Origin of the sequence: Corallococcus carmarthensis, assembly GCF_003611695.1 — a bacterium.
GTDB lineage: Bacteria > Myxococcota > Myxococcia > Myxococcales > Myxococcaceae > Corallococcus > Corallococcus carmarthensis.
The window spans coordinates 1-10,747 of record NZ_RAWE01000288.1; the positions used below are offsets into that span (position 1 = coordinate 1).

Here is a 10,747-nt window from a genome sequence, read left to right on the forward strand (position 1 = left end):
CCCCCAGGAACCCCCACGCCCCGGGACTTCATCCGCCGTGCAGCCCCCGGTGGGGCGTGAGGACGCCGTGCGCCGCAAGGGCACCGACGTGGGCGAACAGGAGCTGCTCACGGCCCTGCGCGCGCACGCCTGGGACGTCGGGAAGGCCGCCCGGCACCTGGGCGTCCCCCGCTCTTCCCTCTACGACCTCATCGAGCGCAGCCCTGGCCTCCGCCTGGCAAGCGACCTGAGCGAGGAGGAGATCACCCGCTGCTTCCAGGACTGCCAGGGCAACCTGGATGCGATGGTGAAGCGGCTGGAGGTCTCCGGGCGCGCCCTGCGCCGCCGCCTGCGTGAGCTGGGGCTGGGTCCGGAGTCGCCCTGAGCGGGCAGGTGCGGGACAACCCAGTGCGTTTGGTCTGGGATTGCGTTTGAAATGGGCGTCCCGGAAAGTCTCCCCGGGACACCCCCGGAGTGCATCATGGAAATGCCGCGCGCCCAGCTCCCCGAGGTCGACCTCGTCGTGGACCTCACGCTCCCCCAGCCCGGTTTCGCCGGGCGCTTTCCCGTCACCGACCCCACGGGTTCCCCGGTGACCGCCAGGGTGCTCGTGAAGGTCCCCAAGGAGTACGCCCCTCCCACGTACACGATGACGCCCGCCGACACCGGCTACCCTGTCACGCCCGTCCGTTTCATGCCGGATCCGTCGGAGCCGTGTGACTTTTATCTCTTCACGCTCCAGCTCGTGCTGCCTCCAGCGCTCTTGAAAGTGACCTATGCCTTTACGTTCAGCACCCTGAGCACGGGGAGGATGCCAGCCATTGGCCCCGGCATGGACTCTCCCAGGACGTCCTCCGGAACCATCGAGGTTTCCGGCGGCCCAAGCGAGGATGGCGACTAGGCGCTCAGGGAGAGGTGCCCGAGCGCCGCTCCGCGTCGAGGGGGCCGCTCCAGTCGTGCGCGAGGTTGGGATTGGCCGCGAGGGCCGCGGCCAGCTCCCGCAGGGCCTCGGGGTGGATGCCTTGCTCCGCCCTGAGCCGCAGCGTGGACCGGAGCGCCCGGGCCACGGGCAGGCCGGGGCGTTTCTCCAGCACCTGCTCCGCGAGCGCCAGCCCGCGCTGGATCCACGGGTCGTCCCTCGCTCCCGACTGCCCGCGGGGTTCAATCCCTCTCAAATAGAAGAGACCGGCCTCCAGCCGGTAATCCAACTCCTCGGGCGCCAGGATGAGGGCCTTCTCGAAGCAGCCCGCCGCCTCCTCCAGGCCTCCTGGCGACAGTGAGCGTCGCCCCGCCTTCCAGCGGGCCTGGAGCTCGCGGACCTTGCCCAGTTGGAGCCAGGTCTCCGCGTCGTTCCCGTTCTTCTCCAGGGCGGCCTGGAGCTCCTGCTGGGCCCGCGAGAGTTCGCCACCAGGGTCGCGCCCACGCTCCAGCTCGAAGCGGGCCTGGAGGACGTGCACGGTGCCCTTGAGCCCCCGGAGCCAGGTGGCGCCTGGCATCCGCTCCAGACCCTGGCCCAGGACCTTCACGGCCTCGCGCCCCGCGGGCCGGGGGTCCTCGCCGCGCGCGAGCAGGTACTGGCTTCGCCGGATGAGCAGGGCGCCCAGGTTGGCGTAGGCGAAGCCCTGGCCCGGCGCGACCGTGATGGCCTTCTCGAAGCAGGCCCGGGCTTCATCGAGCACGGAGAAGGGGTCGCCGCCCTGGTCCCAGGCCTCCTCGGCCCGCAGCAGGAGCGCCACGCCCATGCCGTTGTGGAGGTTGGGGATGCGCGGGTTGATGGCGAGCCCCCGCCGGTACTGCTCCAGGGCCTGCTCCAGTGGGGGGCCCATCCGCTCGCCGCGGTTGCGCTTCCTGCGCGCGAGCTGCTCGTGGGCCTGGCCCGCGTAGAAGTACGGCACCACGTGCTGGGGGTTGAGGGCCCGCGCCCGCTCGAGCGCCGTGAGGGCCCGCTCCAGGTCCTGATCCGCCTGGGGGCCGCGCGGAAGGGAGGCCCGGGCGACGAGCGCGCTGCCCAGGTTGATGTGGTCCTCGGGGATGCGCGGGTCGCGGGCGATGGCCGCCTCGTAGGCGCGGATGGCCTGGTCGCGATGGCCTTGCGAGTCCACGCCCAGCGAGTCCTCGTGGTCCGCCCACGTCTTGAAGACGAGCCCGGAGTCGCCATGGTAGGCGCGGTCCCGCTCGGCCTCGGGGATGCGCTCGAACAGCGCGGCGGCCTGGCCGAGCAGCTCGCGCGGGTCCTCGCCCCGCTCGACGCGGTAGCGCGCCTGGAGCCACGTGGCACGCGCCAGCGTGAGCGTGGCCTCCGTCCCGGTGGGCGCCACCGCCAGGGCGCGCCGGGCGGCATCGAGCGCCTTCTCCAGGGTCTGGGTGCCCTCGGCGCCCTGGGTAAGCTGGTGCTCGGCCAGGCGGTGGTGCACGCGCGCCAGGCGGAGGAGGCACGCGGCGTCGTCCGGCAGGACGACGAGGCAGCGCGAGAGTGCGTCCAGGGCCCGGTGGTAGGAGGGCTGGACATCGCCCTTGCCATACAGCTCCATCACCATCGCCGCGAGCTCCAGCCCGGCCTGGGACCGGTACACGGCGGGCTCGCTCTCCGCGGTGGCCGCGGCGGCGGCAAAGGCCTGCCGCCCCGCCTCGAAGTCCTTCCGGGCCCCCTCCAGGTCGCCACCATTCCAGCGCTGGAAGGCCCGAGCCTCGAGGATGTCTCCCCGCAGCAGGGGCACCTCGTGGAACCAGGGCTGTCCTCGGCCCGCACCCTCCAGCAGGCGGAGGGCTTCGTCGGAGCGGCCATCGTAGAAGGCCACCCGCGCCGCCACGTACTCCGCCGAGGCGACCTGGGCGCCCTCACTCCGCTTGAGCCACGCGAGCGCCGGCTCGCGGTACAGCCGCTCCGCGTCGCGCGTCGCGGCCTCCCGCTGCTCCGGCGTGCGCAGCCGCTGTGCCTCCACCAGCTGCTGCTGGTAGCGCCGTCCGCTGGCCAGGGCCAGCGCGTACGCGACCCGGGGTGACTGGAAGCCCTGGTCCCAGGCGGCCTGGAGCAACCCGAGCGCCCGCGCCTCGTCCCCCAGCGCCAGGTGGCCTCGGCCCAGCGCGTATTGCCCGGGGCCCAGCGCCGCGGGGCCCGCCCGCTCCACCTCGGCCTCCAATCCGGCCAGGCGCGCCTGGAGGTCCCGGCGGTCCTCGCGCACGTCATGCAGGCGCGAGAGCGCGGAGTAATGGGCCCGGGACTCGATGAGCTCCACCTGCTCGGTGAAGCGCTGCACCAGCCGCTCACGCGTGGAGGCCTCCCGGCGGCTCCAGGCGCCCCAGCCCAGCGCCACCGTCACGGCGAGCAGCGCGGCGGCCCCCAGGGAGGCCCGCACCCAGTGCTTGCGCAGCCGCTTGCGCAGCGCATAGCCGACCCCAGCGCGGGCCCGCACGGGCTCGCCCGCGAGGAAGCGCTCCAGGTCCTCCGCCAGCGCGCGCGCCGAGTCGTAGCGGTCCGCGCGGTCCTTCTCCAGGCACTTGAGCGTGATGGCCTCCAGGTCCGCCGGCAGTCCAGGGACGAGCTGGCGCGGCGCCTTCGGCTCCTCGGTGGCGATGTGGCTGAGCACCTCCAGGCCGTTGGCGCCCGGAATGGGGACCTCTCCGGTGAGGAGGAAGTAGAGCGTGGCGCCCAGGCTGTAGATGTCCGCGCGGCGGTCCAGGCCACGCACCTCACCGCGGGCCTGCTCCGGGGCCATGAAGTGGGGCGTGCCCAGCACCGACCCAGAGGCCGTGATGGAGCCGTGGACCTCGCGCGCGAGCCCGAAGTCCATCACGTAGGGACGCAGGCTCCCCTCCCCGCCGCGCTCGACCAGGATGTTGGAGGGCTTGATGTCCCGGTGGATGAGCCCCACGCGGTGGGCCTCGTGCACCCCCCACGCGGCCTCGCGCAGCACCAAGGCCTTCTGCTCGACGGTGAGCGAGCGCACCAGGGCGCCCAGCGGCTCGCCGTCGATGTATTGCATGGCGATGAAGACCCGGCCCTCGACATGGCCGACCTCGTACACCTGGCACACGCGCTCGTGCTTCACCCGGGCCTGGGCGCGCGCCTCGGAGACGAAGCGGTGGGTGAGCGCCGCGTCCTCGTCGCGGACGAACTTGAGGGCCACGTGGCGGTGCAGCCGGGGGTCCCACGCGAGGAACACGCGCCCCATCCCGCCCTGCCCCAGGAACCGCAGGGGCTGGTAGCGCTCCCAGCCGGGAAGGGGGAAGGCCTGGGCCTCTGGCGGCCGCGGGGCCGGTGGCGTCCCGCCCCGGGCCGGCGCGATCGTGCGGGTCTCCTCGGCGTCGGGCCCCATCGCGGGTGGAGGAGATGGCGCGGCGGGGGCCACGCCCCGCAGCGAGGCCAGGGTCTCCTCGGAGAGCACGCCCCGCTCCCGGAGCAGCTCCAGCGGGCTGCGCCGCAGCCGCGCCGCCTCCTCCCGCAGGGCCCGGGCTCCCTCCCGGTCCACGAGGCCCTCGTCGATGGCGAGCCAGAGCTCCGTCTCGTAGTCGCGTTCCATGGGAGGGCGTGGCCTGGGGACCCGGCCTGGCGCGGCCAAGTATGGCGTCCCCACCGGAGCGACGAGAAGGGGCCCGAGTCCGCCGGCGACTGTCGGCGACTGTCGGCGACCGTGGCGTGGCGGCGGCGAAGGGCCTTCCACGCGTCCCTCTCCGAGGAGAGGCGTCGTGCGCGGGGGTGGCGCGCCGTTTGCTCAAGGACAGATGCGTGGGCGAACCCGCCCACGTCATGGCCGGTGCCACCGGCCAGGGGGAAGACACCATGAAGGCTTCACAGACGCGCAGCACGACCCTGATGCAGACCGCGAACCGCCTGGCGCCGCGCGCCCCGGCCCCGCTGAGGATCGCCGCGGATCCGACGGACAAGGCGCAGCTCGTGGCCGCCTACATCCAGGCGCTCAAGGCGCAGGCTGTCTCGGTGATTGGGGCGGCCAAGGGGGCCACGCTCGTGCCCATCGAGTACAACGGCGACTTCAACTGGGACTGGACGACGGGCAACGGCGACATCAACAAGCTGACGTACGATTACATCTCGGGCGCGGTGTCACCGAGCACCGACATCCCGGGGGCCTGCGCGGTCGGAGGCACCGGCAGCCTCCCGAACCTCTACTGCGAGCTCGTCAAAGCGCTCAACTGGCAGTTCAACCAGGCCGACAACACAGCCCTCCAGGCGGCGCTGACCAAGAGCAGCGTTCAGGCGCAGGCGATCGTGTCGACCTACACCGGCATCTATGGCCCCATCACGCCCGCGCAGATCCAGGCGGCCCAGAAGGTCAGCGCGTTGGTCCAGGAGCCCATCGACTACATCCTCACCTACCAGGCCGGCTACCTGTGGGCGGGCCTCCCCAGCGGCTCCGCGCCCATCTCCGTGCTCAAGATGCAGGGCACCCCCAACCTGCGCCAGCTGCTTCAGTACGCGCCCCCTTCGGCGGAGCCGGTCATCCTGGAGATTTCCGCCTACCTCAACGCCCTCGGGCCCTCCGCGAGCCTCGAGGACGAGCAGAACTTCGGGGGCAACCTGCTGGCGAACCTCAACGACAACCTGACGCCCTCCGCCACCAACGGAGGCATCCTCCAGTCGAATCCGCCGTCCACTCAGTACTTCCCGGCCTTCAGCAGCAACATGCAGCCGGGCGACATCCTGGCCGGGCTGCAGAACAGCAGCCAGGTCGCGACCGTCAGCTTCACGGCGTCCTCGGCGGAGCAGGGCGGCTACAACATCAGCTTCTCCGGCGGCAGTTCCATGTCCTGGGGCTCGCTGCTGGAGATCAGCGTCGGCATGAACTTCCAGGGTGACGTGGCGGCCCAGCAGGGTTCCGGGTCCACCTTCGACATCACGATGACCTTCCCCGGGGTGACGATGATCCCCTTCGCGCCGGCCTCGTACCAGAACAACTCGGACGGGCCCATGGGTTGGCTGGACGAGACCGTCCTCTACCAGGCGCTCAACAACTACAACAACGGCTCGAAGGACACCGGCTTCACCTTCCAGTCCGGACTCCCGAGCGGCATCAAGCTCGGGCCCGGCGGCGTCGGCTACCTGTCGGCGGTGGTCGTCTCCGCGTATCCGACCATCACGGTCAACTTCGCCGAAGGGGATTATTCGGCCTGGTCCCAGTGGCTGGCGGCGCATGCCTCCGTCAGCGTCGACCTCTTCGGCTTCATCCCGCTGGGCGGCGTGAACGCCGGCGCCTACAGCGTGCAAGCGAAGCAGAACAGCTCGGGCAGCGGCTTCAGCCTCACCCTGACGCCGCCCGCGGTGGCGACGAGCACGAGCGCTCCGAATCAGGGCGTCCCCGTGCTCGCGGGGCAGGTCGCCTGGCTGGGTTCGTCCGAGGCCTGAGCCGCGCAAGGAAGGACTGAAGGGGCGCCCCTCATTCCTCGCGCGTCAGGCGTGCGGGATGAGGGGCAGGTTCAGCGGGCCGCGCACGGTGAGGGAGGTGTTCCACTTCACCGGGCCCGTGGGCGTGAAGCGCGTGAAGCGGGACAGGAGCACCTCCAGCCCCACGCGCGCCTCCAGCCGGGCCAGCGGTGCGCCCAGGCAGAAGTGGATGCCGTGGCCGAAAGGCATGTTGTTCACGCCCTCGCGGTCCATGTCGAAGGTGTCCGGGTCCTTGAAGCGCTCGCCGTCGCGGCACGCGGAGCCGATCATCAGCGCCACGCGCGCGCCCTCCGGAATCACCACGCCCGCCACCTCCGTCGCCTTCGTGGTGACGCGCACCAGGCCGTGCACGGAGGGCTCGTAGCGCAGCACCTCTTCCACGAAGCGCCCCACCTGCGACGGGTTCTCGCGCAGCCGGGCCACCAGGTGCGGCTGCTCCATCAGCAGGCGCACGCTGTGGCTGACGAGCTGCACGGTGGTCTCCAGCCCTGCCACCACCAGCAGGAACAGGAAGCTCATCAGCTCCGCGTCGGTGAGCGCCTCGCCGTCCACGCGCGTCTTCACCAGGTCCGACACCATGTCGTCCTGCGGGTGGCGGCGGCGCTCGGCGACGACGTCGGACAGGTAGTCCTCCATCTCGCGCACCGTGGCGCGGATGGATTCGTGCCGGTGGGTGTCCTTCTCCGTCGTGCCGGACACGCTGGACAGGTCCACGGACCAGCGCTTGTAGCGGGCCGTCATCGCTGGATCCAAGGCGAACAGTTCGCCAATCACGCTGGCGGGCAGCGGCATGGCGAAGGCGTCCACGAAGTCCACCTCGCGCTCCGGGGACAGCCGCTCCGCGAGCGTCTGGGCGAAGGCGCGGATGCGCGGCTCCAGCCGGTTCACCGCCGCGGGCGTCCACGCGCGGCTCACCAGTGTGCGCAGCCGCATGTGGCGCGGCGGGTCCAGGACGATCATCGATTCCGAGAACGGGTTGTGGCCCAGCCACGGCGGCGCGGTGGTGGTGCGCACCCCGGCGGAGGAGAAGACCTGCGGGTTCTTGAAGGCCGCGGCCACGTCCTCGAAGCGTGTGAGCGCCCACAGCCCGGCGGGGTCCACCTGACACACTGGCGCGGTGCGGCGCAGCTCCGCGTAGACGGGGTACGGATTGGCCCGGACCTCTGGGGCCAGCAGGTTCACGCGTCCAGTCATGAAAGAATTTCCTTTCCCGACTGGAAATCTATACCCGGTATGCGGGCTGCTGAACAGAGGCGCCCATCGAGGCGCGCGACCTGGAGGGCAAGAACGCGGCGGAGCGGGTGTCGCTCATCGAGGCGCTGCGCAAGGGCCGGGACATCCAGGCGGCGGAGGCCTACTTCGGCGGGCTCCAGTTCCCGGTGAACGACAAGGTCATCGCGGGCGCGCAGCACTGCGCGTTCGACCAGGTGGGCCGCGTCACGGAAGTGTGGAACGAGGCCACCGCGCAGTAGGCGTCAGTCCGTCGCGGGCACCGGGGCATCCACCAGCCGCACATGGATGATTCCCGGTGTCCGGTGCCGGAACCAGGGCAGCCGGTTGAACGTGTTCAAGAGGGCGCGCAGGAAGCCCCGGGGGAACCTGTACGGCACCTTCGAGACGTGCGTCACACGTGGGTGCCAGCCCTTCAGCGTGGGCTCTACTTCATGCAGGTCGATGCCCCACGGCATGGGCGGTAACCGGTAGGCGCGCGTGCGGCTCTGCCCCGCGAGCGTCTTCTGGGAGACCCACCGGGGAATCGTGTCGAAGAGCAGCTCCGCGCCCGGGAAGCGCTCCGCGATGTCGACGAACAGGCGGCGGACCTCCTCCTCCTCGAAGTACATGAACAGCCCCTGCGCGATGATGAACACGCCATGGGATGCATCCACCGCGTCCATCCACGAGCGGTCCAGCGCGCTGGAGGGAAAGTGGCGAAGCCGCGCCGTGGGAGGAAGGAAGCGCTCGCGGATGGCCACGGCCTCTGGCAGGTCCACGCTCAACCAACGCAGCCGGCCATTGTCCAGGCGCAGGGCCTGCGTCTCCAGCCCCTCCCCCAGCGACACGATGAAGCCGTCCGGGTGCGTGGCCAGCCACTGGCGCAGGACGCGGTCCGTCTCCACCGCGCGGATGGCGTGGGACGCCTGCGCCTTCCCGAACGAGCGCTCGAAGTCGTACTGGATGGCGTCGTAGATGCGCACGCAGTCCGCGTCGCGAAGGATGCCGTCGGGCCGCTTCGCCTCCGCCGCACGGTTGTGCAGCGTCAAAAGCATCGTCTCCGGGATGCCCGTGAGGTTCGGAACGTAGCGCTCGGTCATGGCAGGTCCCCGCCTTGGACTTCAATATAGACAATCAACAACCCGGTGGATTCAGGAGCAAGGACCGGAGCGCGGGCGGTGGACGGAGCGGTCTACGGTGACGCGCACTCTTCCTTCACCGCATGGAGCAGCTGAATGCGCCTCTACGACTACCTTCCTTCCGCGAACGGCTACAAGGTCCGCACGTTGCTCGCGCAGCTCGGGCTCGCGTACGAGCTGGTGCCGGTGGACATCTTCGCGGGGGAGAGCCACACGGCGGACTTCCACGCGAACAAGAACCCGGACGGCCGCATCCCGGTGCTGGAGCCGGAGCCGGGGCGGTTCCTCGCGGAGTCCAACGCCATCCTGTCGTTCCTGGCGGAGGGCACGCGGCTGATGCCGGACGACCGCTTCGCGCGGGCGCAGGTGCACCAGTGGATGTTCTTCGAACAGAACGCGGTGGAGCCCAACATCGGGACCGCGCGCTTCTGGCGCCTCACGGGCCGGCAGCCGCCACAGTCCGAGGTCCTCCGCAATCGCGTGCAGAACGGTGAGCGCGCGCTGTCCACGCTGGAGCGGCACTTGGTCCGGCACCCGTTCCTGGTGGACGGGCGCTACACCGTCGCGGACCTCTGCCTCTTCGCGTACACGCACCTGGCGCCGGAGGCGGGCGTGGACCTCGCGCCCTACCCGTCCGTGGCCGCGTGGCTGGAGCGGGTGAAGGCCCAGCCCGGTTTCCTGGGCCCCGTGCCGCCCTACTCCGCGAACGCGCGCGTGGCCTGAAGCCAGCGCGTCACTCCCCTTCAGCGGCCACGGCCTGACGGACCTCCGCGTCCGTGAGCCTCACCGAGGGCGCGTCCGCCTTCGCGTCCATGAGCCGCTTCGCCAGCAGCTCCGTCACGGGCGCGAGCACGCTGAAGTGCGTGGCGCCCGGCACGGCGAGGAACGACAGCGGCGCCTTCTTGGCCGCCGTACGCAGCGATTCGAACGCGCCCATGTTGCCCTGGTCCGAGCCCTCGATGACTTGCGTGGGCACGCGCAGGTGCTCCACGTAGTTCACCGGATTGCGCAGCCACAGCTCCGTCCCAGTGGCCTGCGCCAGCAGCGGAACATAGCGGGCATAGCCGGAGACATCCCCCACCGGGCCGAAGGCGTAGGCACCCTTCAACCGGGGCGACAGCACCGCCGCCATCAAGGCCATCGTGCCGCCCGTGCTGTGTCCCGCCACGTAGATGCGCGCGGGGTCCACGTCCGGGCGCTGCGCCACGAAGTCGATGGCGGCGACCACGTCATCCACCTCGCCCAGGAAATACTCGCTCGCCCCCGGGTTGTCGTCCGACCCGCGCAGCGACGGCAGCATCAACACCAGCCCCGCTTCGCGGAAGGCCCGCGCGCTCTGATCATTGCTCCGTGGTGAGGGCGCCCACGCGAAGTCGTCGAGCCCCCAGTTGAATCCTCCGTGGATCCACACCACCGCCGGCCGCTTCGCACCCTCGCGCACGGGCGTGACGTAGGCCGCGTTGCTGCCCAGCGGCGCGGGATAGCGCACCACTTCGAAGAGCTCCTTCGGCGGCGTGGGCGCGGGTGCGCGCTGCGCAGGCTCCACCTTCAACTGCGTGCGGAACGTCTTTCGAAGAGTCACGGACGTGGGCGGCGCGGGCCTGGAGCACGCCCCGAGGAAGAGACAGGCCAGCAGGATGCAGAGGACGGCATTCCGGGAGGGCGTCATCATCTTGGGAATACGAAGCGGTGGAACGTCACGGGTCCGCGACATCCGCGACTGCGTTCTGGAGGGTGGCTTGACAGCTCGCGGCATCACCGCTACTTCTTCTCACAGAATGTTCGTCACCTCCGCCATGTGCATGTGTTCGATGCCTGTTCCGGGTGGGCCCAAGCCCGCCGCGGCCGGCTGACGCACAGCCTGCCCCTGGCGAGCCAACCGGAGCCCACCCACCCGCGAGGGTCGGTGGGCTTCGTCGTTCCGGGCCTCCGCTCTCTCGCATCCCTGACGAAGAGCGTCGCAGCGCCCCACGCGTCCTGAAGTCCTCCCCGCCGCCCGCAGTGCCCTGACGTCCCC

The 10,747-nt window shown here is 70.9% G+C and carries 9 protein-coding genes; 5 read left to right on the plus strand and 4 right to left on the minus strand.

Annotated features, from left to right (window positions below):
• On the plus strand, window positions 1-364 hold a 364-nt coding region (locus tag D7X32_RS40280; protein WP_279635660.1), incomplete at its 5' end, for a helix-turn-helix domain-containing protein.
• 96 nt (window positions 365-460) lie between these two features.
• Window positions 461-880 carry a hypothetical protein gene (locus D7X32_RS40285; protein WP_147450465.1) on the plus strand — a complete coding sequence of 140 codons (420 nt, stop codon included), beginning with the start codon at window positions 461-463 and terminating at the stop codon, window positions 878-880.
• Between the two features lie 4 nt (window positions 881-884).
• On the opposite strand, the gene D7X32_RS40290 is transcribed toward D7X32_RS40285, so the two are convergent.
• Window positions 885-4,499, minus strand: coding sequence for a serine/threonine-protein kinase (locus D7X32_RS40290; RefSeq protein ID WP_120607822.1), 3,615 nt, complete (start codon window positions 4,497-4,499; stop codon window positions 885-887).
• Between the two features lie 260 nt (window positions 4,500-4,759).
• Between D7X32_RS40290 and D7X32_RS40295 the strand changes: the two genes are divergently transcribed.
• A complete protein-coding gene (locus D7X32_RS40295) occupies window positions 4,760-6,340 on the plus strand; it encodes a hypothetical protein (RefSeq protein WP_147450466.1) in 1,581 nt (526 codons plus the stop codon).
• Window positions 6,341-6,385: 45 nt separating this feature from the next.
• On the opposite strand, the gene D7X32_RS40300 is transcribed toward D7X32_RS40295, so the two are convergent.
• The gene (locus D7X32_RS40300) at window positions 6,386-7,573 is read right to left on the minus strand and encodes a cytochrome P450 (RefSeq protein WP_120607824.1); all 1,188 of its coding nucleotides are present in this window, start codon (window positions 7,571-7,573) and stop codon (window positions 6,386-6,388) included.
• Window positions 7,574-7,680: 107 nt separating this feature from the next.
• Between D7X32_RS40300 and D7X32_RS45770 the strand changes: the two genes are divergently transcribed.
• Window positions 7,681-7,851 carry a hypothetical protein gene (locus D7X32_RS45770; protein ID WP_158625848.1) on the plus strand — a complete coding sequence of 57 codons (171 nt, stop codon included), beginning with the start codon at window positions 7,681-7,683 and terminating at the stop codon, window positions 7,849-7,851.
• A 3-nt stretch (window positions 7,852-7,854) separates the two neighbouring features.
• Here the strand turns inward: D7X32_RS45770 and D7X32_RS40305 are convergent, their stop codons facing one another.
• Complete coding sequence (locus D7X32_RS40305; RefSeq protein ID WP_120607825.1) at window positions 7,855-8,691, minus strand: class I SAM-dependent methyltransferase; 837 nt, start codon at window positions 8,689-8,691, stop codon at window positions 7,855-7,857.
• A gap of 135 nt (window positions 8,692-8,826) precedes the next feature.
• Between D7X32_RS40305 and D7X32_RS40310 the strand changes: the two genes are divergently transcribed.
• The gene (locus D7X32_RS40310) at window positions 8,827-9,453 is read left to right on the plus strand and encodes a glutathione S-transferase family protein (RefSeq protein ID WP_120607826.1); all 627 of its coding nucleotides are present in this window, start codon (window positions 8,827-8,829) and stop codon (window positions 9,451-9,453) included.
• Window positions 9,454-9,463: 10 nt separating this feature from the next.
• Here the strand turns inward: D7X32_RS40310 and D7X32_RS40315 are convergent, their stop codons facing one another.
• Complete coding sequence (locus tag D7X32_RS40315; protein ID WP_158625849.1) at window positions 9,464-10,402, minus strand: alpha/beta hydrolase family protein; 939 nt, start codon at window positions 10,400-10,402, stop codon at window positions 9,464-9,466.
• Window positions 10,403-10,747 lie beyond the last annotated feature (345 nt).

What these genes read in the sequence shown, in the direction of transcription:
- D7X32_RS40285 (WP_147450465.1), top strand. Translation starts at nt 461, where the DNA reads ATGGAAATGCCGCGCGCCCAGCTCCCCGAGGTCGACCTCGTCGTGGAC.
- D7X32_RS40290 (WP_120607822.1), bottom strand. Translation starts at nt 4,499, where the DNA reads ATGGAACGCGACTACGAGACGGAGCTCTGGCTCGCCATCGACGAGGGC.
- D7X32_RS40295 (WP_147450466.1), top strand. Translation starts at nt 4,760, where the DNA reads ATGAAGGCTTCACAGACGCGCAGCACGACCCTGATGCAGACCGCGAAC.
- D7X32_RS40300 (WP_120607824.1), bottom strand. Translation starts at nt 7,573, where the DNA reads ATGACTGGACGCGTGAACCTGCTGGCCCCAGAGGTCCGGGCCAATCCG.
- D7X32_RS40305 (WP_120607825.1), bottom strand. Translation starts at nt 8,691, where the DNA reads ATGACCGAGCGCTACGTTCCGAACCTCACGGGCATCCCGGAGACGATG.
- D7X32_RS40310 (WP_120607826.1), top strand. Translation starts at nt 8,827, where the DNA reads ATGCGCCTCTACGACTACCTTCCTTCCGCGAACGGCTACAAGGTCCGC.
- D7X32_RS40315 (WP_158625849.1), bottom strand. Translation starts at nt 10,402, where the DNA reads ATGATGACGCCCTCCCGGAATGCCGTCCTCTGCATCCTGCTGGCCTGT.